At 37.5% G+C, this 21,954-nt stretch carries 24 protein-coding genes; 15 read left to right on the top strand and 9 right to left on the bottom strand.

Going from position 1 to position 21,954, the window contains the following annotated elements:
• Window positions 1–165 precede the first annotated feature (165 nt).
• The 4 genes from ACT2CV_RS09825 to iolD all read right to left on the bottom strand — a co-directional run bounded on the left by ACT2CV_RS09825 (window position 166) and on the right by iolD (window position 4,947).
• Entirely contained in the window at window positions 166–804 is a 639-nt protein-coding gene (locus tag ACT2CV_RS09825; protein WP_464973237.1) for a TfoX/Sxy family DNA transformation protein, read from the bottom strand.
• A gap of 208 nt (window positions 805–1,012) precedes the next feature.
• Window positions 1,013–2,023, bottom strand: coding sequence for an inositol 2-dehydrogenase (gene iolG / locus ACT2CV_RS09820; protein WP_464973238.1), 1,011 nt, complete (start codon window positions 2,021–2,023; stop codon window positions 1,013–1,015).
• A gap of 11 nt (window positions 2,024–2,034) precedes the next feature.
• A complete protein-coding gene (gene iolE / locus ACT2CV_RS09815) occupies window positions 2,035–2,931 on the bottom strand; it encodes a myo-inosose-2 dehydratase (protein WP_464973239.1) in 897 nt (298 codons plus the stop codon).
• A 75-nt stretch (window positions 2,932–3,006) separates the two neighbouring features.
• A complete protein-coding gene (gene iolD / locus ACT2CV_RS09810; protein WP_464973240.1) occupies window positions 3,007–4,947 on the bottom strand; it encodes a 3D-(3,5/4)-trihydroxycyclohexane-1,2-dione acylhydrolase (decyclizing) in 1,941 nt (646 codons plus the stop codon).
• Window positions 4,948–5,285: 338 nt separating this feature from the next.
• Between iolD and ACT2CV_RS09805 the strand changes: the two genes are divergently transcribed.
• The 7 genes from ACT2CV_RS09805 to hemN all read left to right on the top strand — a co-directional run bounded on the left by ACT2CV_RS09805 (window position 5,286) and on the right by hemN (window position 11,811).
• Window positions 5,286–7,199 carry a bifunctional 5-dehydro-2-deoxygluconokinase/5-dehydro-2-deoxyphosphogluconate aldolase gene (locus ACT2CV_RS09805; RefSeq protein WP_464973241.1) on the top strand — a complete coding sequence of 638 codons (1,914 nt, stop codon included), beginning with the start codon at window positions 5,286–5,288 and terminating at the stop codon, window positions 7,197–7,199.
• A 191-nt stretch (window positions 7,200–7,390) separates the two neighbouring features.
• The gene (locus tag ACT2CV_RS09800; RefSeq protein WP_464973242.1) at window positions 7,391–7,687 is read left to right on the top strand and encodes a hypothetical protein; all 297 of its coding nucleotides are present in this window, start codon (window positions 7,391–7,393) and stop codon (window positions 7,685–7,687) included.
• Between the two features lie 48 nt (window positions 7,688–7,735).
• Window positions 7,736–8,074 carry a YggL family protein gene (locus ACT2CV_RS09795; protein WP_464973243.1) on the top strand — a complete coding sequence of 113 codons (339 nt, stop codon included), beginning with the start codon at window positions 7,736–7,738 and terminating at the stop codon, window positions 8,072–8,074.
• A gap of 312 nt (window positions 8,075–8,386) precedes the next feature.
• Window positions 8,387–9,337: a magnesium/cobalt transporter CorA gene (corA, locus tag ACT2CV_RS09790; protein WP_464973244.1), complete on the top strand. Its 951-nt coding sequence runs from the start codon at window positions 8,387–8,389 to the stop codon at window positions 9,335–9,337.
• Between the two features lie 88 nt (window positions 9,338–9,425).
• Window positions 9,426–9,992, top strand: coding sequence for a Der GTPase-activating protein YihI (yihI, locus tag ACT2CV_RS09785; RefSeq protein ID WP_464973245.1), 567 nt, complete (start codon window positions 9,426–9,428; stop codon window positions 9,990–9,992).
• A 3-nt stretch (window positions 9,993–9,995) separates the two neighbouring features.
• Window positions 9,996–10,427 carry a DUF2489 domain-containing protein gene (locus ACT2CV_RS09780; protein ID WP_464973246.1) on the top strand — a complete coding sequence of 144 codons (432 nt, stop codon included), beginning with the start codon at window positions 9,996–9,998 and terminating at the stop codon, window positions 10,425–10,427.
• A gap of 16 nt (window positions 10,428–10,443) precedes the next feature.
• Window positions 10,444–11,811, top strand: a complete 1,368-nt coding sequence (gene hemN, locus ACT2CV_RS09775) for an oxygen-independent coproporphyrinogen III oxidase (RefSeq protein WP_464973247.1) — start codon at window positions 10,444–10,446, stop codon at window positions 11,809–11,811.
• 67 nt (window positions 11,812–11,878) lie between these two features.
• On the opposite strand, the gene asnA is transcribed toward hemN, so the two are convergent.
• Complete coding sequence (asnA, locus tag ACT2CV_RS09770; RefSeq protein WP_464973248.1) at window positions 11,879–12,871, bottom strand: aspartate--ammonia ligase; 993 nt, start codon at window positions 12,869–12,871, stop codon at window positions 11,879–11,881.
• Between the two features lie 169 nt (window positions 12,872–13,040).
• Between asnA and asnC the strand changes: the two genes are divergently transcribed.
• Entirely contained in the window at window positions 13,041–13,493 is a 453-nt protein-coding gene (gene asnC, locus ACT2CV_RS09765; protein WP_464973249.1) for a transcriptional regulator AsnC, read from the top strand.
• A 43-nt stretch (window positions 13,494–13,536) separates the two neighbouring features.
• On the opposite strand, the gene ACT2CV_RS09760 is transcribed toward asnC, so the two are convergent.
• Together ACT2CV_RS09760 and ACT2CV_RS09755 are read right to left on the bottom strand one after the other, a co-directional pair.
• Window positions 13,537–13,749: a YdcH family protein gene (locus tag ACT2CV_RS09760; protein WP_464973250.1), complete on the bottom strand. Its 213-nt coding sequence runs from the start codon at window positions 13,747–13,749 to the stop codon at window positions 13,537–13,539.
• Window positions 13,750–13,830: 81 nt separating this feature from the next.
• Complete coding sequence (locus ACT2CV_RS09755) at window positions 13,831–14,043, bottom strand: SlyX family protein (RefSeq protein ID WP_464973251.1); 213 nt, start codon at window positions 14,041–14,043, stop codon at window positions 13,831–13,833.
• A gap of 96 nt (window positions 14,044–14,139) precedes the next feature.
• Here ACT2CV_RS09755 and fkpA point away from each other — a divergent pair, with 96 nt between their 5' ends.
• The 5 genes from fkpA (at window position 14,140) to ACT2CV_RS09730 (ending at window position 16,600) form a co-directional block, all read left to right on the top strand.
• Window positions 14,140–14,841, top strand: coding sequence for an FKBP-type peptidyl-prolyl cis-trans isomerase (fkpA, locus tag ACT2CV_RS09750; protein ID WP_464973252.1), 702 nt, complete (start codon window positions 14,140–14,142; stop codon window positions 14,839–14,841).
• Window positions 14,842–14,908: 67 nt separating this feature from the next.
• Window positions 14,909–15,574: a helix-turn-helix transcriptional regulator gene (locus ACT2CV_RS09745; protein ID WP_464973253.1), complete on the top strand. Its 666-nt coding sequence runs from the start codon at window positions 14,909–14,911 to the stop codon at window positions 15,572–15,574.
• Window positions 15,575–15,576: 2 nt separating this feature from the next.
• A complete protein-coding gene (tusD, locus tag ACT2CV_RS09740; protein WP_464973254.1) occupies window positions 15,577–15,957 on the top strand; it encodes a sulfurtransferase complex subunit TusD in 381 nt (126 codons plus the stop codon).
• Complete coding sequence (gene tusC / locus ACT2CV_RS09735; RefSeq protein ID WP_464973967.1) at window positions 15,957–16,316, top strand: sulfurtransferase complex subunit TusC; 360 nt, start codon at window positions 15,957–15,959, stop codon at window positions 16,314–16,316. Before tusD ends, tusC begins: the two co-directional genes overlap by 1 nt.
• A gap of 8 nt (window positions 16,317–16,324) precedes the next feature.
• Window positions 16,325–16,600 (top strand): DsrH/TusB family sulfur relay protein, encoded by a 276-nt coding sequence (locus ACT2CV_RS09730; RefSeq protein WP_464973255.1) that lies wholly within the window; start codon window positions 16,325–16,327, stop codon window positions 16,598–16,600.
• 65 nt (window positions 16,601–16,665) lie between these two features.
• Here ACT2CV_RS09730 and adhE read toward each other — a convergent pair whose 3' ends face one another.
• On the bottom strand, window positions 16,666–19,281 hold the full coding sequence (adhE, locus tag ACT2CV_RS09725; RefSeq protein WP_464973256.1) for a bifunctional acetaldehyde-CoA/alcohol dehydrogenase: 2,616 nt from the start codon (window positions 19,279–19,281) through the stop codon (window positions 16,666–16,668).
• Window positions 19,282–19,557: 276 nt separating this feature from the next.
• Here adhE and ACT2CV_RS09720 point away from each other — a divergent pair, with 276 nt between their 5' ends.
• Together ACT2CV_RS09720 and ACT2CV_RS09715 are read left to right on the top strand one after the other, a co-directional pair.
• Entirely contained in the window at window positions 19,558–20,124 is a 567-nt protein-coding gene (locus ACT2CV_RS09720; protein ID WP_464973257.1) for an acetate uptake transporter, read from the top strand.
• 142 nt (window positions 20,125–20,266) lie between these two features.
• The gene (locus tag ACT2CV_RS09715; protein WP_464973258.1) at window positions 20,267–21,628 is read left to right on the top strand and encodes a sodium-dependent transporter; all 1,362 of its coding nucleotides are present in this window, start codon (window positions 20,267–20,269) and stop codon (window positions 21,626–21,628) included.
• Between the two features lie 180 nt (window positions 21,629–21,808).
• On the opposite strand, the gene ACT2CV_RS09710 is transcribed toward ACT2CV_RS09715, so the two are convergent.
• Window positions 21,809–21,954, bottom strand: a 146-nt coding sequence (locus tag ACT2CV_RS09710; RefSeq protein WP_464974066.1) for an EF-Tu C-terminal domain-related protein, incomplete at its 5' end; no start/stop codon positions are given.

Raw genomic sequence — 21,954 nt, 5'->3', positions numbered from 1 at the left:
TCTGATATCTTTTTAAAGAACAAAAAATAACGACACACTGCTTATTTTACATCTTCACAACAGCGTGTCGTTGTGTGCTGCGTATTATATGCAAATAAAAAACCTTTGCAAGTATTTTTTAATAAAAATTTACTAAAAAATTACACAACTTTACAAATGATTAATTTATGGTCTATATCTTAGTGATCTTAGACTCGCTAAAGCTAATTTTTTATTCACTTCAGCAAAACCTTCATCCTTCTCAACCTCAGTTAATAATTCCACATATTTATTCTTTAATGCAGCAAATGTTTTCCAAAACATATGACTTGTTACAAAAATCCCTTTTGATTTAATCAAGACATACGCATCTGCAGCACCAACTTCACGCAGTTGAGATATTGTTGTAATACCGACCTTTGCCAATAAACGCTCATATTTAAGTGACAAATTAGGCAATCTTCTAATAAGTTCTGCTTTTTCTAATGCTTCTTGCAACTTTTCATCTTCTATTTGACGTAAAGATGCGTGCATCATTTCGAGTAAAATATGATTTTTATCCTCATCAATAATATACTCGCTAGGAATTTGATAATAATCCTTTATTTTTAAATTACTGGGGATACCATCCCGATCCCATCGAATAGCGCCAATTTTTTCAACATCATTTGCTAGCTTTCCTTTTGCACGAAGGTAAAAACATCCCTTCTTACAAATTGCAAACATATGATTATTATGGAAAATGCCAATACCAGAAAACAATCTCTGAGCCTTAACTTCGCCTAATAAAGACGTTAATTTTTCATATAAATTGGTTATATTCATAATTACTTCCTTATATCAATTTTCCCTATATAAAAAGCAAATACTGACATAGCATAGCTACCATAAAAGGCAATAACTTATTGACGATTATCGTAAATAGAGTTACTGCCTCATTTCCATTTAAGATCGACCTCCTGTCGTTTAATAAACCATAAAAAAATTGCGTGGTATATAAGGCATTCCAGATTTTGGAATGCCTATCACAAAATTAGATGACTTCGCTGATTTTTACAGGACGACCTTCATCTAAAGATTTCTTCGCAGCTAAAGCAATTAGAACTGGTTGTAAACCATCATTACCATTTACCAATGTTGGTTTATCATTCACAATTGAATCAACGAAACAAGCAATTTCGTCTGCAAATGACTGCATATATCTTTCTAGGAAGAAATATTTTGGTTTTTCTGCAATCACACCTGAAGCACAAGAATAAACTGCGGTAGAATCTGTATCATTTTTTGTTTGTACAGCGCCTTTAGAACCAAACACTTCTGCACGTTGGTCATAGCCATAAACCGCTTTACGGCTATTATCAATGACACCAATCGCGCCATTTTTGAGTTTTAACGTGATAATTGCGGTATCAATGTCACCAGCTTTACCAATTTCAGGATTCACTAATACACCACCTGCAGCATACACTTCTTCCACTTCGCTACCAGATAAATAGCGAATCATATCAAAGTCATGGATTGTCATATCAAAGAACATACCACCAGATACTTTTACATATTCAATTGGTGGCGCATCTGGGTCACGAGAAGTCACACGAATAATATGTGGCTCACCAATATCACCTGCCACAACACGATCTTTAATTGCTTTAAAGTTATGGTCAAATCGACGGTTAAATCCGACTTGGAATTTCACGCCAGCTTTCTCAACCGCGGTTAAAACTTCACGAATTTTTACAGGATCTGCATCAACTGGTTTTTCGCAGAACACATGTTTTCCTGCTTGCGCAGCTTCAATAGAAATTGGCGCGTGTGTATTTGTTGAAGAACAAACTAATACCGCATCAATTTCTGGATCTTGTAAAATTTGGCGATAATCTTCATAAACATTAGGAATCCCCATGCCTTTTGCCCATTCTTTTAATTCTTCTGTTACTCTCACATCTGAAATAGCTTTAATTTCAGCACCTTTCACATATTTAGTAATACTTTCTGAATGAACGCGACCGATACGACCTGCGCCAATAATACCGACTTTAATCATTTTCGTTCTCCTTAAATTCCAGCAACATCTTTAATATATTTACGACCTTTAATTGCATATTCTAACGGATTTGCAATTGCGGGATCTTGTTCAGCTTCAACAACCATCCAGCCCTTGTAGTCATGTTTTTCTAAAATGTCAAAAATAGGTTTGAAATCAATCACACCATCACCAGGCACAGTAAATGTCCCTTTACGTACACCTTCTAAGAAACTTAAATTATTTGCTTTGACTTCAGCAACCACTTCATCGCGCACATCTTTTAAATGAACATGGCAAATACGATCAATGTATTTTTCTAATACAGCTAACATCGCTTTTTGACAGCCTTCTGAATAGTACAAATGACCTGAATCGAATAATAAATACACATCATCATTTGTAATTGCCATGTATTTATCGATTTCTGCTGGTGTTTGTACCCCTGTTCCCATATGGTGGTGCAAACTCACTTTCATTCCTTTTTCAGCCGCTAATTTAGCTAATTCATTGTAACCTTCTGCTAATAATTTCCAATCTTCTTCTGAGAAAACAGGTTTTTCATTAAATACAGATTTAGTTGTGCCTTGAATACTACGGCTTTGCTCTGAACAACCAATAACTTTAGCACCCATTGCATGTAAAAAGTCACGATGCGCAATAAATTCTTTAATTGTTTGTTCTTTTTTACCATCAACGAAGAATGTACTGAACCATGCATTACAAATTTGAATACCACGTACATCCAATTTACGTTTTAGTACCTCAACATCACGAGGATATTTATTACCAACTTCACTTCCAGTAAAGCCTGCTAACGCCATCTCACTCACGCATTGTTCAAAGGTATTTTCTTTGCCCAAATCTGGCATATCATCATTAGTCCAACCAATTGGCGCAATACCTAATTTTACATTTTCAGCTTTCATAATATTTTCCTCTTAAAAAGAATGACTCAATTGAAGGTGGTAGGAAATATTTTCCTACCTTAATTTAATAAATCATTAATAACGTCTTGCTTCATCAATACGTTTTACCGCATTTTCATACACTTTTTGGATAGATTCTTTTTCGGACACTTCTGCCACACCAACGTGCCACCAGCTACCATAACCATGTACCATTGTTTTTGGTAAAACTTTGATATCAATTAATGTAGAAACCGTTTGTTTCTTCGCATCTTCCAACGCAGCACGAAGTTCTTGTTCATTAGTAACTTTATAAGTTTTGCAACCGTAAGACGCTGCATTCATAGCAAAATCAACAGGTACAAAACCACCATCAAGTTGACCTGTTGTTTCATTTCTGAAACGGAATTCAGTAGCAAAACTATCCATACCATGACCAATTTGTAAATTATTAATACAGCCATTCGTCATATTATCGAACAACACTACATTAATTTTTTTGTTCTCTTGAATAGATGTCACTAATTCAGAATGAAGCATCATGTAAGAACCATCGCCTAATAAGGTATAAACGTTACGATGAGGTTCCGCAATTTTCACCCCTAAAGACGCATTGACTTCATAACCCATACAAGAATAACCATATTCTAAATGGTAGGTATTTTCGCCTTTAGATTGCCATGTGCGCTGTAAATCACCCGGCAAACTGCCCGCCGCACCGACAATAACGTCATTTTCCCCTAAGGTTTCATTTAAAATACCCAATACGCGACTTTGCGTTAAATAAGATTTGGTTAAATTAATGAATTCTTCATAGACTTTCTCACGATTTAAATTGTCGTTTACTTCTGGTACAAAGTCTTTTCCAGTGTAAGTTACGTTATATACGCGAGCTAATTCGTCGGCAAATTGCTGTTTAGCTTCTGCAATACGATTGCCCCATTGCGCTTTATAATTTGTTGGTGCTAAAAGTGCGGTTAATTTTAACAATGTTTCTTTCGCATCAGCGGTAACCTGAACACCATCTAATTTATAAGCATCAAAGCGCGCAATATTAATATTTAAGAAACTCACATCAGGATTTTGGAAAATCCATTTAGATGAAGTAGTAAAGTCGGTATAACGCGTACCCACACCAATCACTAAATCTGCTTCTTTTGCTAATAAATTTGCACTTAAGCAACCTGTTTCACCGACACCACCAACATTGAAAGGATAATCAGAAACCACCGCACTTTTACCTGCTTGCGTTTCCGCAAATGGAATATCAAATGCTTCGGCAAAGGCTTTTAATTGCTCTGCAGCTTCTGAATATCGAACACCACCACCACAAATAATTAATGGTTTTTTCTTACGTTGAATTAACTCAATCGCTTGTTTTAACATCGCTTCTGTTGGCGGCGTACGCTCAATGCGATGAATACGTTTTTGTAAGAAATATTCAGGGAAATCATAGGCTTCACCTTGCACATCTTGTGGTAATGCTAAAGTCACCGCACCTGTTTCCGCAGGATCGGTTAAAACTCGCATTGCATTAATACAAGCTGTCATTAATTGTTCTGGACGAGAAACACGATCCCAATATTTACTAACCGCTTTGAATGCATCATTAGTACTAATGCTTAAATCATAGGTTTGTTCTATTTGTTGTAAAACAGGATCCGGTTGACGAGTAGCAAAGACATCGCCCGGTAATAAAAGAAGTGGAATACGATTTGCTGTGGCAGTCGCAGCTGCAGTAATCATATTGGCAGCACCTGGACCAACAGAAGAAGTACAAGCCATAATTTGTTTACGTAATTTTTGCTTTGCAAAGCCCATCGCAACATGAGCCATACCTTGCTCATTACGCCCTTGTCGTACAACTAAATCGCCCGAATCTTGTTCAAGCGCTTGTCCTAAGCCTAATACATTACCATGACCAAAAATACCAAAAATGCCCTCAACAAACTTCGTTACCTTTCCATCAAATTCAACATATTGGTTATCAAGAAATTTAACTAATGCTTGCGCAACGGTTAATCGAACTGTTTTCATATTAATACTCCAAATCAAAGGGATGAATATATGGTTGCAGTATAGCCCATCCCTTTTTCATTTCAAGCTTATTGAAATAAAAATTTCATTTTTGCGACATAGATCAAAATTTCTTATCTTTACAACATAAAAACCCAATTAGGCCAAGCAAAATATATTGACTTCAATATGTTCACATATCACATAAATTCGCTGAAACACCCTTAATTTTGTGATCAATCTCCCAAATATAATTTTTAAATTCAAAAAATATGAAATAAATATTTCAAAATGATTTTTTGTTATTATAATAAGGTCATCATGTTTTATAGCTTTATAAGTACAAGAGGGAAACAACTATGAAAACAACAGAAAAAACATTAGATTTGATTTGCCTTGGTCGTGTTGCTGTTGATTTATATGCTCAACAAATTGGTTCTCGTTTAGAAGATGTTTCATCATTTTCCAAATACCTAGGGGGCTCGTCAGGCAATGTTGCCTATGGTACAGCGGTTCAAGGCGTGAAATCATCGATGCTCGCACGCGTAGGCGATGAACACATGGGACGCTTTTTAAGAGAAGAATTACAACGTGTTGGTGTGGATACCAGCCATTTAATTACAGATAAAGAAAGATTAACGGGATTAGTTATTTTAGGGATTAAAGATCAGGATACCTTCCCATTGATTTTCTATCGTGAAAACTGTGCAGATATGGCAATTACAGCAGATGATTTTGATGAAGAATATATTGCATCTGCAAAAGCCTTAGCAATTACAGGTACACATTTATCCCATCCAAAAACCCGTAATGCCGTTATCACTGCATTAGAATATGCCACAAAAAATAATACGAAACGCTTACTTGATATTGACTATCGCCCAGTGTTATGGGGGTTAACATCTTTAGGCGACGGCGAAACCCGTTTTATTGATTCAGAAGCGGTGACAAAATCATTACAAGAAGTATTACATTATTTTGATGTCCTTGTTGGTACAGAAGAAGAATTCCACATTGCTGGCGGTTCAACAGATACCTTAACCGCATTAAAAAATGTACGCAAATTCAGTAACGCAACGCTTGTTTGTAAACGTGGGGCTTTAGGTTGCTCTGTATTTGAAGGGCCGATCCCAGATGACTTAGACGGCGGATTAAACGTTTATGGTGTACGCGTTGAAGTACTAAACGTTTTAGGTGCAGGCGATGCCTTTATGTCAGGCTTAATTCGCGGCTACATCAACAATGAAGGTTGGGAACAGTCTTGCCGCTATGCAAATGCTTGTGGTGCATTGGTAGTTTCTCGCCATGGCTGCGCCCCAGCGATGCCAACAAAACAAGAACTAGACGATTATTTATCTCGCGCACAATCTGTTCCTCGCCCAGATTTAGATAATAAGTTAAATCATTTACACCGAGTAACAACACGTAAAGCACAATGGGACGATCTTTGCATTTTTGCCTTCGACCATCGTAAACAACTTGTTGATATGGCTGAAAAGTGCGGTGCAGATATCAATAGAATTCCAAAATTAAAAACATTGTTGTTAAAAGCAGCAGAACAAACTGCAGAACAAGAAGGTATTTACAATGGTCACGCGGGTATTCTTGCCGATACCACTTTCGGTCAAGAAGCATTGAATGAAATTACGGGCAAAAAATGGTGGATTGGCCGCCCAATTGAAATGCCATCTTCACGTCCATTACGTTTAGAACATGGCGACCTAGGCAGCCAGTTAATTAATTGGCCTCAAGAGCATGTGGTTAAATGCTTAGCCTTCTATCATCCACAGGATAAAGCCGAGCTTAAAGCAGACCAAGATGCTAAACTCCTTGAAGTTTACCAGGCTTGCTGCCGTACAGGACATGAATTACTACTCGAAATCATTTTACCTGCGGATATGGAACAAAAAGAAAGCTATTACGTTGATATGCTTAGCCACTTCTACAGCATGGGTATCAAACCAGATTGGTGGAAATTACCAGGTGTTTCTGCAGAATGTTGGGCGAAAATCAGCGAAGTCATTAAAACAAATGATCCATTCTGCCGCGGTATCTTAATTTTAGGTTTAGATGCACCAGAATCGCAATTTAAAGCAACTTTTGATGCGTCAGCCAATGCGCCATTAGTCAAAGGATTTGCCGTCGGTAGAACAATCTTCGGTCAACCTTCTGCTGACTGGTTAGCTAACAAAATTAATGATGAAGAATTAATTAAAGACGTCTCCGAACGTTACAAACGTCTCATCCATTTATGGAAACAACGTGGTAAATAAGAAACATAAAAAAGTGCGGTGGAATTGACCGCACTTTTTGTTTCAAAACTACTGTACTCTGAGGACAAAATCATCTAGGATAAGTGATGTCGTTCATATTCTGATAGATTGATATTCTAATCTTGAAACAATAAAAGAGTTAGCTAAACGCAATGCAATAGAAAATCCTTTAAAACGTGAGGAAAAAATATATGAAACTTAGAACTCTGATAATTTCAACTTTACTAGCTTTCGGTTTAGTTGCGTGCAACGATGAAAAAGATTATAGCGGTACTTATACAAAAATAGATAATCCTAAGACATCTTTCACTGTTCAAAAAGGTAAAAATGGAGACTATCAAGCAACTCTTACTGATATTATAGGCAAAAATAGCCTTACTGGTACTGTTAAAAATGGGATTTTTTATAGAATATCTGATAATGAAAAAATAGGCGAATTTAAAGAAAACCTGTTTATTGATACAAACGGCGGTCAATATAAGAAATAATTTCTAAATAAGCACGCAGCACTTTAAACCACCCAATAGGAGAAAATTATGGCAATTAAACGTAATGCTCGTCAGCGTAAAAAAATGCATTTAGCAGAATTCCAAGAATTAGGCTTTTTAGTCAATTGGCAATTTGCTGAAGGTACTAGCATTGAACAAATTGACGAAGTAGTCGATAACTTTATTCGCGAAGTGATTCAAGAAAATGGTTTAGCCTATGAAGGAAGTGGTTACTTACATTGGGAAGGCTTAGTATGCTTAGAAAAACTAGGTAAATGTGATGAAAACCACCGCACTTTAGTGAAACAATGGTTAGAAAATAACGGACTTCAACAAGTTGAAGTGAGCGAATTATTCGATATTTGGTGGGACTATCCACATAAATAATTTAAAAAATCCAGCGTAAATGCTGGATTTTTATTTTACATCTTGACGAATCCGCCTTTGAAGCGTAACATTCGCCACGATTTTATTACTTTGGAGCACACACTTTGGACAGTCACAGTCGATACCGACTTTATACTTTCTTTTAGTGTCGCCTTTTTCCTTTCATTAAGGACTTATCAGGCGACAAGTTCGCGGATAAGCCGTTCCGCCATTTTGGTATCTTTTTACTCATTTTTCAACCGCACTTTTGCTTTTGAAAAATAACCTTTGTTCATCGAGTTTGTTCATAATCCCAATAAGGAGTATGACAAAATGATCAATATATTTGCTTTAGAAGACGCGCGTCTTACACGCATTGATGAAGAACAGAATCCTGATCTCAACAGTGCGATTTGGATCGACCTACTCGAACCAACGGAAGAAGAGCGTGAAACCCTACAACAAGATCTTGCGCAAAACCTTGCAAGCTTTCTTGAATTAGAAGATATCGAGGCATCTGCACGTTTTTTTGAAGACGAAGATGGTTTACATTTGCACTCGTTCTTTTATTGCGAAGATGAAGACGATTATGCGGATTTAGCCTCTGTGGCATTTACGTTGCGTGATGGGCGTTTATTTACTCTGCGTGATCGCGAACTTCCAGCATTCCGCTTATATCGTATGCGTTCACGTTATCAACGCTTAGAAGAATGTAATGCCTATGAAGTTTTATTGGATTTAATTGAAACCAAAATCGAGCAATTGGCGAACGTTATTGAAACAGCCTACGCAGAGTTGGAACAATTAAGCCGTATTATTTTGGAAGGAAAACAAGGGGAAGCTTTTGATCAAGCGCTAGCTACTTTAACAGAACAAGAAGACGCCAGTTCTAAAGTACGTTTGTGCTTGATGGATACTCAGCGTGCATTAAGTTTCTTAGTGCGTAAGACCCGTTTACCAACCAATCAGTTAGAACAAGCGCGCGAAATCTTACGAGATATTGAATCATTACAACCCCATAACGAATCTTTGTTCCAAAAGGTCAACTTTTTAATGCAAGCGGCAATGGGTTATATCAATATTGAGCAGAATAAAATTATGAAATTCTTCTCGGTGGTATCTGTTATGTTCTTGCCGGCAACACTTGTTGCCTCCACTTATGGCATGAACTTTGACTTTATGCCAGAACTGCATTTCAAATATGGTTACCCAATGGCAATTGGTTTAATGATTGTGGCAGCCTTAACGCCTTATATTTATTTCAAACGTAAAGGTTGGTTATAACGAAAGTGCGGTATTTTTAAGGACGTTTTTAACGTCCTTTACTGTTTTATGTTACAATTCAATCAATTTTTTCACTTATAACAAAACTATGTCAAGACAAAAGAAAAGTCGTCGTGTAACGGATATTATGCCGACACGTAAATCAGATAAAAAACCTGAAGGTAAACCACTTTCAGGAAAAAAACTCACGCGCTACGAACTGGATTCCAAAGCACGCGAAGAAAAAAGAAAGCGTAAACACAAAGGGTTAACTTCTGGCTCTCGCCACAGTGCAACTGAAGTACAGGCGAATAAATCCGCAGAGAAAAAACAAGACCCACGTATTGGTAGTCGTAAGAAAGTGCCATTAATTGTGGAGTTTGTGAATAAACCTGAAAAAGGGCAATTCATTCCTGCGCTAGAAACGACGCCAAAATCCACCGCACTTGATCCAATGCAAGAGTTAGAACAATTAGAAAATAACGAATGTTTAAATGACTTGCTCGACCAACTGGATGCGGGCAAAACATTGAGTGCAGAAGATCAACAATTTGTGGATGAATGTTTAGATCGTATTGCGGTATTAATGGATGAATTAGGCATTGAAGATGAAGAAGAAAACGATGACGATTTATACCGCACTTTTGAGAAAATTGATATTAACCAATTTAAATAAACGATGTTAAAAACCATTTTATTGATTCTTGGCGTAATCATTTTAGCCGTAATGGCAGGATATACTATCCATTTATTACGCCAACTGCGCCAACAAAAACAGGCTTTTGAACAAGCGAAAAATGCGCGCATGCAACGTATTACAGAAAGCATTGAAATTATTGCCAAGGCAATGCAAAACGGTGATTGTAACCTGTCTGAAGGTGTCATTCGTTTAAAAATGTTGCTCGACCCCTTGGGCAAAAAACGCTTGAACAGCTATGAGGCAATGTGGCAACTGTATGAAGTGGTGCAAGACATGCCAACCCATGAGGCTCGCAAAACGCTCAAGAAAAATGAACGCATGCGTCTTGATTTAACGCGAGAAAGCAAAGAAGCTGAGTTAGAACAACAAATTAAAGCAGAATTAACCTTGCTGCTTAATGATATTCAATAACCCGAACGATAACACTATGAACGAAATTACTTGGGATCTCAATCTCATTCAAAAATACAACCATTCAGGACCGCGTTACACCTCTTATCCAACAGCGCTTGAATTCCACGAAAATTACAATAATGAGGATTTCAAGGCTGCGGCAGCACGCTATCCAGAACGCCCTCTGTCGCTTTATATTCATATTCCATTTTGTCATAAACTTTGCTATTTCTGCGGATGTAATAAAGTTATCACTCGCCATCAACATAAAGCCGATATTTATTTAGATTATCTTGAAGTAGAAATTAAAAATCGTGCCACATTATTTACACGGCGCTTAGTCACTCAAATTCACTGGGGCGGCGGTACACCAACCTATTTAAGCGAAGCGCAATCAGCACGATTAATGAAAATGTTGACAGATAATTTCAATATTTCACCACAAGCAGAAATTTCCATTGAAATGGACCCTCGCGAAATTGAATTATCTATGCTTGATCACTTGCGTAGCATTGGTTTCAACCGCATTAGCATGGGCGTACAAGATTTCAATAAAGACGTACAAAAAGTCATCAATCGTGAACAAGATGAAGAATTTGTATGTCAACTTCTTACGCGTGCGCGTGAATTAGGATTCCAATCCACAAACTTAGACTTAATTTATGGTTTACCACTGCAAACCGTAGAAAGTTTTATGTTCACGCTACAAAAAGTAATTGAACTCAACCCTGATCGTTTAAGCGTCTTTAACTACGCCCACTTGCCAAGCCGTTTTGCTGGTCAAGCCAAAATCAAGGATCATCAATTACCTGCACCCGAAACAAAATTAACCATTCTACAAAAAACCATTGAAACCTTAGGTCAAGCGGGATACAAATTTATTGGTATGGACCATTTCGCTAAACCAGATGATGAACTGGCGATTGCACAGGATAAAGGCATTTTGCACCGCAACTTCCAAGGCTATACTACACAAGAAGAATGTGATTTATTAGGTTTGGGTGTTTCTGCAATCAGCTTATTAGGCGATACCTATGCACAAAACCAAAAAGAATTAAAACGTTATTATGCTGACGTGGATACTACAGGCATTGCGTTACACAAAGGTTTAGCCATGACAGCAGAAGATTGCTTACGTCGTGATGTCATTAAGGCTTTAATCTGTAATTTCAAACTTGATTTTTCGACAATTGAGCAGCTATATAATATTGATTTCAAAACACATTTTTCGGAAGATCTGGAATTATTAAAACCGTTAGCTAAAGATGGTTTAGTGGAAATCAATGAACAGGGTATTCAAGTTTCTTCGACTGGACGCTTATTAATTCGTAACATTTGCTTGTGCTTTGATACCTATTCAAGACAGCAAGCGCGTAGACAACAGTTCTCTCGTATTATTTAATTTAATCAAAACAAAAGTGCGGTTAAAAACACCATGATTTTTAACCGCACTTTTTCCTTGTTATGTATTAAAGAATATTTTCAAATTTCTCTAACATCTCTTTTGGCCAAACGCTTGATTGTACTTCACCAATGTGTTTTTTACGTAATAAGAACATGGCTAAACGAGATTGGCCAATACCGCCACCGATAGAAAGAGGCAAACGACCAGCAAGTAAATCTTTGTGCCAATCCATTTCTAAACGCTCTTCATCACCAGTGAGTGAAACTTGTAAACGCAGCGCTTTTTCATCAACACGAATCCCCATTGAAGATAATTCAAATGCAGTACCAAGTTGATCGTTCCACACTAAAATATCGCCATTTAAACCTTTGTAGCCATTTTCAGATTCGGTTGTCCAGTCATCGTAGTCTGGTGCACGACCATCATGTGGTTTACCATCCGATAATTTGCCACCGATACCGACAAGGAATACCGCACCATATTCTTTACAAATTGCATTTTCGCGCTCTTTACCCGTCATATTTGGATAACGTTTCACTAAATCTTCACTATGCACAAAAGTAATTTCTTTTGGCAAAATCGACGGGATATCAAAACGGGCTTCCACAGCAAGCTCTGTTAAACGCATCGCTTTATAAATTGAGCGCACAGTTTCTTTCAAATAATCAAAATTACGGTGACCATGAGGAATCACTTTTTCCCAGTCCCATTGATCCACATAAACTGAGTGCGTTGGATCTAATGAATCTTCATCAGGGCGTAGTGCTTTCATGTGAACAAATAAACCTTCACCTTCTTTGAATTGGAAACGTGCTAAGGTATGACGTTTCCATTTTGCCAATGAGTGCACTACTTCATACACTGCATTTGGAATGCATTTCACATGCACTTGTACTGCTTTTTCAATTCCCGATAAATTATCCTGCATACCATTGCCCACTTCGCTTAAAATTGGGCCTTGCACCTCAATAATCTCAAGTTTTTCAATGAGGTTTTGTGTAAACGTGTTCTTAACAAAACTAATTTCTTTTTGTTGTAAAATAAATGATTTTTCCATTGTTATAATACCTTATTTAGCTATTCTGCATTTTTTCTTAATGCTTGTTGCATATTATTCAACATAAAAAGCACAAAACTCAATACTTTTTAGAAAAAATAGCTTATAATAAGAAAAATAATCAATTATCTCACCACAAAATTAGATATATTTTAAATTGGGGGTTGTTATGCATACAATTGATAATTTAGATCAACAAATTTTACGCGTTCTCACAAAAGACGCCCGTACACCTTATGCTGAAATGGCAAAAAATTTCGGTGTAAGTCCAGGCACAATCCATGTACGAGTAGAAAAAATGCGTCAGTCTGGCATTATTGAAGGAACAAAAATCCGTATTGATGAACGTAAATTGGGTTATGATGTGTGCTGCTTTATTGGCATTATTTTGAAATCAGCGAAAGACTACGAAAAAGTCATCAAAAAATTAGAAAGCTTTGATGAAGTGGTAGAAGCTTATTACACAACGGGCAATTACTCCATTTTTATTAAAGTAATGACGCACACTATTGCGGAACTGCACAGTGTATTGGCAACTAAAATCCAATTGATCGATGAGATTCAATCCACAGAAACCTTAATTTCCATGCAAAATCCTATTTTGCGTGATATTAAACCTTAAACAAAAAAGTGCGGTATTTTCCACCGCACTTTTTTATTTCAACTTAACTTGCTTTCTTCAAAATCGCATAAAGCTCATCTTTTAAGCGTAATTTTTGCTTTTTCAGATCTTCAACTTCAGTATGCGTCGCCAATTCAATGTGGCTTTCAATATTCTTAATTCGTTGATCCAACGCATTATGTTCATCAAATAAACGAGCAAAATGCATATCTTCTGTTTTTAATTTGGTGATTAAGTCGCGAAATTCTGGAAACATATTTTACTCCTTAATTGTTGAATTAATACACAGCAGTTTACCCTAAAATCGTGGCATAAAATGTGATGAACATCACAGATTTTAATAATGTGGCGGAGGGGTTTCTTCTGCGCGACTTGCCACATTCGATGGTTGCATATCTTTCAATTTATTGGCTAAATGGCGGATCTGTACTTGCATTTTATCCATCATAAATTGCTGTTCCACCAAGGCTTGATTCAATGCTTCTAATGTATGTTCTTGGAACATTAATTTTGTTTCCAATTCCGCAATTCTGGCTTCTAATTTTTGCATGAATTCCTCTTATTCTTTCTTTTTCGCATAATTGACAAAGAGAGCTAAGCTCTATAATCTAATGTGGCTTATTTTAACTCATAAAAGGATAGCAAAATGCTAAAAAGACAAAAAATTTCCTGTGTTGGCTTATTTATCACCGCACTTTTTACTACTGCGGTAGCCCATGCAGATACCAAAAATGAATCCTATGCATTAGGTGCATTATTTGGTACAGATGTAAAAGGTGTGATTGAGGCACAAAAAGATGTCATCAATTATGACCAAGAAAAATTATTAGCAGGCATAAAAGATGCTATCGCAGGTAAAGTGGATTTAAATAATCCTGAATTAACCAATACATTAAAAAGTATTGAAGATAAAGTGAAAGCAGAACATCAACGTAAAATTGAAGAACAAGCGAAAAAAACGCAACAAGAAGGCGAAAAATTCGTGGCAGAATTTAAGAAAAAAGCAGATGTAAAAGAAACAAAATCTGGCTTACTTTATCGTGTTGAAAAAGCAGGAGAAGGCGCATCACCTAAGGCAACTGATGTGGTGAAAGTGCATTACACTGGCAAATTACCAAATGGCAAAGTATTTGATAGCTCAGTTGAGCGAAACAAACCTGTTGAGTTTGCACTCAATCAAGTGATTCCTGGCTGGACAGAGGGTTTACAGCTGATCAAAAAAGGCGGAAAAATTGAATTAGTTATCCCTGCAAACTTAGCCTATGGCGATCAAGACATGGGCGTGATTCCTGCCAATTCTACGCTCCATTTTGATGTGGAATTATTAGATATTAATCCTAAAAAATAACCCAAAAAGAAACCGCACTTTGTAGGCAAAGACCTACAAGTGCGCTTATTTATTCGAGAAATCATCTATGTTAAATGATAGACGTCCATTTACTGAGGAAGATCGTACTATTCTGACCTCTTACAAAGCGGTCGTAGAAGGCGTAAGTGCATTAATTGGTAGCCATTGTGAGATTGTGCTTCACTCGTTGGAAGACTTAGAACGTTCAGCAATTTGTATTGCCAATGGACATAATACAAATCGTCAAGTTGGCTCACCAATTACCGATCGTGCATTGCAATCATTGCATAATATGAAAACAGAAAGTGTTTCCAAACCCTATTTTACGCGAGCGAAAAGCAATAGTTTGATGAAATCCATCACTATTGCGATCCGTAATGGACAGCAACGTATTATTGGCTTGCTATGTATTAACATTAATTTAGATGTCCCTATTTCTCAATTCTTACAAACACTCATGCCTGTGCAAGAGCAAGACGAAACTTCGAGTGTAAACTTCGCCAGTTCAGTAGAAGAATTGGTCACTCAAACCGTTGAACAAACCATTGAAGAAGTCACAGCAGATCGCTTCGTTGCAAATAATAATAAAAACCGCCAAATTGTTGTTTCTCTCTTTGAAAAAGGGATATTTGATATTAAAGACGCAATTAATTTAGTGGCTGAGCGTTTAGACATTTCACGTCATACGGTTTATTTGTATATTCGTCAAATCAAGCAAGATCAAGAGGACTAATCATGCAATATGTCCTTGCTGTGAAACACCCTGTTTATGGCGGCCAAGGGGCTTTTTTAGCCTATCAATTTGCAATCGCTTTATTAGAACAAGGGCACGAAATTCGCCAAATCTTCTTTTTCCAAGAAGGAGTGAGTAATGGCAATGCCTTTGTTTCCCCCGCAAACGACGAGTTCAACCTAACTAAACATTGGCAGCAACTTGCTGAACAATATCAGGTGCCATTGCACCTTTGTATTGCTGCTAGCCAACGACGTGGAATTGTGGATTTTTCCACCGCACTTTTACCTGAACAACAAAATCTTGCCCCTCATTTCGTCTTGGCAGGATTAGGCGAATTCAGTCAAGCTATATTAGAAGCAGATCGAGTAATCACATTATGATTAAATTGGCATTTGTGTTTAAAACCTCGCCGCATGGTTCATCAGTCAGTCGTGAAGGACTGGATGCTGTTTTAGCCGCAAGCGCTTTTTGTGAAGAAAATGAAATCGCGGTCTTTTTTATTGAAGATGGTATATTCAATTTATTAGCAGGTCAGCAACCTGAATGCATTTTACAAAAAGATTTTATTCGCACCTTCAAATTACTTGAACTGTACGATATAGAAAACTGTTTTGTCTGCCAGCAGTCTCTGCAACAATATCAACTTGAACAAGCAGAATTGATTCTTCCTTGTCTGCCAAAAGCACGAGCAGAAATCGCCCAAATGTTACAAAGTGCGGTGCAAATTCTCACATTTTAAGGATAGCTATGCTTTATACGTTTTCCCAAGCCAATTATGCCGATGCGGAGCTAAATCGCTATTTACAGCAAATCACAGCCAATGATGCGGTGGTTTTATGGCAAAATGCGGTGTTATTACCTCTCAAATATCCACAATTATTTCAGCAATTAACTGCCAATTGCTATGCCGTAGAAGTTGATTTGCAAGCACGAAATCTGACCATGCCAGCAACAATCCAACCTATTTCGCTCGCCGAACTGGTCAAACTGACAGAACAATATCATCCTCAATTGGCTTTATAAAACTTGATAAAAAAACACCGCACTTGGAATTAAAGTGCGGTGTTAATTTTTAAGGTTTTAGGAAATTATTTCTCTTCACCATAGAAGGCTTTAGTCATAATTTCTTCCATATCTTCCACCATTGCTAAACGTGGGTTAGCCGGTGTACATTGGTCTTCGTATGCATTTAATGCAAGCTCACGACGTGCAGCTAAGAATTCTTGCTCATCAACACTTTGATCACGTAATGACATTTTCACGCCACAACGTACCGCTAAGTCATAGCAAGCTTTAGCGTAAGATTCTACACCTTCCGCAGGCGTTGATGCTGGTAAGCCTAACATTTTCGCGATATCTTGGTAACGTTTATCAGCTACATAGCTTGAATATTTCGGCCAAGTTGCTAATTTAGTTGGACGAGTACCGTTATAACGAATAACGTGTGGCAGTAAGATTGCATTGGTACGACCATGAACAGTGTGGAATTTACCACCAATTTTGTGAGCCATTGAGTGACAAATACCCAAGAATGCATTAGCAAACGCCATACCAGCCATAGTTGAAGCATTATGCATTTTTTCACGTGCCATTGGCTCTTTTTCTTTCACTGATTTTTCTAAGTTTTCAAACACAAGTTTGATTGCTTGTAATGCAAGACCATCAGTAAAGTCATTTGCTAAGATTGACACATAAGCTTCAGTCGCGTGAGTTAACACGTCTAAACCTGTATCTGCCGCAACATGTGCTGGTACAGACATCACTAATGCAGGGTCAACAATAGCAATGGTTGGTGTTAATGAGTAGTCCGCTAATGGATATTTAATATCGCCATCAGTGATTACCGCGAATGGTGTTACTTCAGAACCTGTACCAGAAGTAGTTGGGATACCGATGAATTTCGCTTTACGTCCTAATTGCGGGAATTTGAACGCACGTTTACGGATATCCATGAATTTCTGTACTAAATCGTGGAAGTCAACTTCAGGTTGCTCATAGAATAACCACATTACTTTTGCTGCATCCATTGGTGAACCGCCACCTAACGCAATAATAGTGTCAGGTTGGAAGCTACGCATTAATTCTGTACCACGTTGTACTGTTTCAATACTTGGGTTTGGTTCTACGTCCGCAAATAATTGATAGGTTACGCCTTGGTGATTTAAACGTAATTGTTCAGCAATTCTATCTACAAATCCTAAATCGACCATTGCTCGGTCAGTCACGATCATTACACGTTCAATGCCTTTCATTGTTTGTAGATATTGGATTGAATCACGTTCAAAATAGATTTTTGAAGGCACTTTAAACCATTGCATATTATTTCTCCGTCTTCCCACACGTTTGATATTCACTAAATTCATTGCACTTACGTTATTCCCTACGGAGTTCTTACCGTAAGAACCACAACCCAAGGTTAATGATGGGAGGAAAGAGTTATATACGTCACCGATACCACCGAAGGTAGAAGGTGAATTCCAAATCACACGAATTGCTTTCACTTTCTCACCGAAACGTTTAGCTAATTCAGTATCTTTAGTATGAATCGCAGCTGAGTGACCTAAACCATGGAAGTTCACCATCGCTTCTGAGAAGGCTAAACCTTCTTCAGTTGAATTTGATTTTAATAGCGCTAATACAGGTGATAATTTTTCACGAGTTAATGGCTCTTTTTCACCAACTTCTTTACATTCAGCAACTAAAATGTTGGTTTTTTCTGGTACTTTAAAGCCGGCTTGTTCTGCAATCCACGCTGCTGGTTTACCAACTACATTTGGATTTAATTTAGCACCAGCGCAATTTGCACCATTTGCTTTCACACCAAAAATAAATTCTTCTAATAATGCTTTTTCTTTCTTATTAACGAAATACACGCCATAAGATTTCATTTCAGCAACAAACTCATCATAGATTTCTGCATCAACAATTGCCGCTTGCTCAGATGCACAGATCATACCGTTATCAAAAGATTTTGACATAACGATATCATGAGTTGCTTGTTTCACATCTGCTGATTTTTCTACATAAGCTGGTACGTTACCTGCCCCAACACCTAATGCTGGTTTACCGCAAGAATAAGCCGCTTCAACCATTGCATTACCACCAGTTGCAAGAATTGTTGCGATACCAGGGTGTTTCATTAACGCAGAAGTACCTTCCATGGAAGGAGTTTCAATCCATTGAACACAGTTTTTCGGCGCACCCGCTGCAACTGCTGCTTCATACACGATACGAGCTGCATGAGCAGATGATTGTTGTGCAGATGGGTGGAACGCAAATACGATTGGGTTACGTGTTTTTAACGCAATAAGTGATTTGAAAATCGTTGTTGAGGTTGGGTTAGTGGTTGGAGTTACACCACAAATTACACCAACAGGATCAGCAATTTCAGTAATACCAGTTACATCATCTTCGCTGATCACGCCAGCTGTTTTTAAATGACGCATATTGTTTACTACATACTCACAAGCAAACAAGTTTTTGGTCGCTTTATCTTCAAAGACACCGCGTCCAGTTTCTTCATAAGCATGCATAGCCAGTACACCATGTTTATCTAAAGCTGCAACTGACGCTTTTGCGACAATGTAATCCACTTGCTCTTGATTAAGTTGACGGAATTCTTCCAATGCAACCAAACCTTTTTCTACAAGGGCATTTACTTCAGCTTGAGCAGGACTCACTGCATTTTCTACAGCATTACTCATAATGATTTCTCCTAGTGGTTAAAAATTAAAAATTATTACTAAGGAGAATTATACTTATTTAGAGTTAAATTTATAGAAAAATTATCAAAAAAGTGTGATCGCGATCAAACTTTTTGCCGAAATATAACATTTATTGAGCATTTTTGAGCAAGCCTACTCCAAAAGCATAACTACAAAAGATATTTTTCTTGTACCCTCTTTATTTCTGCACAAAAATCCGCCATACTATCGCCCTTTTTTATCACTCTTAATTATTTCAAATTTCAAGGAAATTTTATGTCAGCAACAAAAGATGGCTTAGCCAATCCAGGTCCATTAGGTTTATGCGGTTTTGCCTTAACAACATGGTTATTATGTTTAATCAATGCCGGTATTTTTGATGGTAAAAGCGTTGGATTAGTCGTAGCGATGGCATTCGCTTTCGGTGGTACAGCACAAATGATCGCAGGTATGTTCGAATTCAAAAAAGGCAATACCTTTGGTTTCACTGCATTCACAAGCTACGGCGCATTCTGGTGGTCTTGGGCGTTATTTGTAACCTTCTTCAAAGGCGAAACACCAGCAACTTTCGTTGCTTGGTATTTAGCTGCATGGGGGACATTTACCTTTATGATGTTCTTAGGTACTTTAGCAAAAGCAAAAGCATTACGCGCTATTTTCTTTTTCTTAACCTTAACTTTCTATGCGTTAGCTATTGGCGATGCAACAGGTAATCATAGCATCGTAAACATTGGTGGCTATCTAGGTTTCATCACTGCGTTATGTGCATTCTACCTTGCCGCAGCAGAAATGATTAACGAAAGCTTCGGTCGCACAGTATTACCAATTGGCGAACCAAAATAATTTATCGTTTCAATTAAATAAGGTTTAAATCTTCCCGATTTAAACCTTATTTTTTATCGCTCGGCAGATTTTAATGCTATAATTTGCAACTTTCACTCTACATGCTTTATCAAGCTATTTATGACTTAATTTTGAGGTAATTATGACAACGCAAGAAAAACGACAATCTTGGTCAAGTCGCTTAACTTACGTCCTCACTGTCGCAGGTGCAACCATTGGTTTCGGTGCCACTTGGCGCTTTCCTTATTTAGTTGGCGAACATGGCGGCGGTGCTTATGTTTTACTTTTCTGTATTGCGATGATCGTCATTGGTATTCCTATGATCTTAGTGGAGAATGTGATTGGTCGCCGTATGCGCATCAATTCCGTTGATGCTTTTGCAGGCTCTGCCAATGGTAAAAAAATTCATCCGGCTTGGAAAATACTAGGTTACATGGGGTTATTAGGTTCTTTTGGTATTCTTGCCTATTACATGGTGCTAGGTGGCTGGGTACTGACTTATATTGGCAGCCTAATTTCTGGTAATCTGGATTTATCTTCGCCTGTCACTATTGAAACCACCTCAAACTTCTTTACCCAACATATCCAAAACGATCCCAAAACTATCCTAATTTACACCGCACTTTTTGTGATCACGAACTATGTGATTTTAGCAAAAGGGATTGTAGATGGTATTGAACGATCAGTTAAATATCTGATGCCATTATTATTTATTTTCTTGCTCGTCATGATCGTGCGCAACATCACATTACCGGGAGCATCTGAAGGCATAAAATTTTATTTAGTGCCGGATTTCTCTAAAATTACAAAAGAGCTGTTTATCTTTGTTCTCGGGCAAGTATTCTTCGCACTCAGCCTCGGCTTTGGTGTATTAATTACCTTATCAAGTTACTTAGATAAAAAAGAAAATCTCATTAAAACAGCCACAATTACCGGAGTGATCAACACATTAATCGCACTCGCTGCTGGCTTTATGATTTTTCCTTCATTATTTACCTTTAATGTAGCACCAAATTCAGGTCCAACCCTCGTATTCCAAAGCTTACCAATTGTATTCTCACATATGTGGGCGGGTAGCATTTTCGCCACGATTTTCTTTGGCTTGCTCATTATTGCGGCACTCACAACTTCATTAACCATTTATGAAGTACTGATTACTGCGTTACAAGAGAAAACCAAACTCAGTCGCAAAAAAGCTATTGCCTTAACCCTCGGTTCAACTTTCATTTTAGGTAATATTCCTTCAACCTTAGGGGACAATATATGGGCTGATACACGTATTATGGGCTTAAGCATTTTTGATGCATTCGACTATATTAGTGGCAATATTCTCTTTATTTTAACCGCACTTGGTAGTGCTATCTTCGTCGGTTATGTATTAAAAGATGAAGCGAAAAAAGAATTAGGCGCAGGAGAAAAATTCACAGCCATTTGGTTCAACTATGTGAAATTCATTATCCCGATTATTATTCTTATCATCTTCTATTCAGGTAATTTCAATTAAATCTTAGGGGACAAAAGTCCCCTAATTCTTTTCTTCTTTCTTTTGTTGATAACATAATTTCTAAGTAATAAAAGTAGCGTATTTTCCACCGCACTTTTCGTCATCTTTGCAACAAATATCACATACAAAAAAGGCGTACCTTTCGATACGCCTTTTTATATTTATTGATTTATCAATCAATTATTTGATGATTTTCGCTACAACGCCAGCACCTACTGTACGGCCACCTTCACGAATCGCAAAACGTAAACCTTCGTCCATCGCGATTGGGTGAATTAAGCTCACAGTCATTTTGATGTTGTCACCAGGCATTACCATCTCTACGC

This window comes from Reella acinonychis, from assembly GCF_052384575.1.
Lineage (GTDB): Bacteria > Pseudomonadota > Gammaproteobacteria > Enterobacterales > Pasteurellaceae > JBQSUQ01.
This window is presented reverse-complemented; position numbering and strand designations above follow the sequence as displayed.

What these genes read in the sequence shown, in the direction of transcription:
- ACT2CV_RS09825 (WP_464973237.1), bottom strand. Translation starts at nt 804, where the DNA reads ATGAATATAACCAATTTATATGAAAAATTAACGTCTTTATTAGGCGAA.
- iolG (WP_464973238.1), bottom strand. Translation starts at nt 2,023, where the DNA reads ATGATTAAAGTCGGTATTATTGGCGCAGGTCGTATCGGTCGCGTTCAT.
- iolE (WP_464973239.1), bottom strand. Translation starts at nt 2,931, where the DNA reads ATGAAAGCTGAAAATGTAAAATTAGGTATTGCGCCAATTGGTTGGACT.
- iolD (WP_464973240.1), bottom strand. Translation starts at nt 4,947, where the DNA reads ATGAAAACAGTTCGATTAACCGTTGCGCAAGCATTAGTTAAATTTCTT.
- ACT2CV_RS09805 (WP_464973241.1), top strand. Translation starts at nt 5,286, where the DNA reads ATGAAAACAACAGAAAAAACATTAGATTTGATTTGCCTTGGTCGTGTT.
- ACT2CV_RS09800 (WP_464973242.1), top strand. Translation starts at nt 7,391, where the DNA reads ATGAAACTTAGAACTCTGATAATTTCAACTTTACTAGCTTTCGGTTTA.
- ACT2CV_RS09795 (WP_464973243.1), top strand. Translation starts at nt 7,736, where the DNA reads ATGGCAATTAAACGTAATGCTCGTCAGCGTAAAAAAATGCATTTAGCA.
- corA (WP_464973244.1), top strand. Translation starts at nt 8,387, where the DNA reads ATGATCAATATATTTGCTTTAGAAGACGCGCGTCTTACACGCATTGAT.
- yihI (WP_464973245.1), top strand. Translation starts at nt 9,426, where the DNA reads ATGTCAAGACAAAAGAAAAGTCGTCGTGTAACGGATATTATGCCGACA.
- ACT2CV_RS09780 (WP_464973246.1), top strand. Translation starts at nt 9,996, where the DNA reads ATGTTAAAAACCATTTTATTGATTCTTGGCGTAATCATTTTAGCCGTA.
- hemN (WP_464973247.1), top strand. Translation starts at nt 10,444, where the DNA reads ATGAACGAAATTACTTGGGATCTCAATCTCATTCAAAAATACAACCAT.
- asnA (WP_464973248.1), bottom strand. Translation starts at nt 12,871, where the DNA reads ATGGAAAAATCATTTATTTTACAACAAAAAGAAATTAGTTTTGTTAAG.
- asnC (WP_464973249.1), top strand. Translation starts at nt 13,041, where the DNA reads ATGCATACAATTGATAATTTAGATCAACAAATTTTACGCGTTCTCACA.
- ACT2CV_RS09760 (WP_464973250.1), bottom strand. Translation starts at nt 13,749, where the DNA reads ATGTTTCCAGAATTTCGCGACTTAATCACCAAATTAAAAACAGAAGAT.
- ACT2CV_RS09755 (WP_464973251.1), bottom strand. Translation starts at nt 14,043, where the DNA reads ATGCAAAAATTAGAAGCCAGAATTGCGGAATTGGAAACAAAATTAATG.
- fkpA (WP_464973252.1), top strand. Translation starts at nt 14,140, where the DNA reads ATGCTAAAAAGACAAAAAATTTCCTGTGTTGGCTTATTTATCACCGCA.
- ACT2CV_RS09745 (WP_464973253.1), top strand. Translation starts at nt 14,909, where the DNA reads ATGTTAAATGATAGACGTCCATTTACTGAGGAAGATCGTACTATTCTG.
- tusD (WP_464973254.1), top strand. Translation starts at nt 15,577, where the DNA reads ATGCAATATGTCCTTGCTGTGAAACACCCTGTTTATGGCGGCCAAGGG.
- ACT2CV_RS09730 (WP_464973255.1), top strand. Translation starts at nt 16,325, where the DNA reads ATGCTTTATACGTTTTCCCAAGCCAATTATGCCGATGCGGAGCTAAAT.
- adhE (WP_464973256.1), bottom strand. Translation starts at nt 19,281, where the DNA reads ATGAGTAATGCTGTAGAAAATGCAGTGAGTCCTGCTCAAGCTGAAGTA.
- ACT2CV_RS09720 (WP_464973257.1), top strand. Translation starts at nt 19,558, where the DNA reads ATGTCAGCAACAAAAGATGGCTTAGCCAATCCAGGTCCATTAGGTTTA.
- ACT2CV_RS09715 (WP_464973258.1), top strand. Translation starts at nt 20,267, where the DNA reads ATGACAACGCAAGAAAAACGACAATCTTGGTCAAGTCGCTTAACTTAC.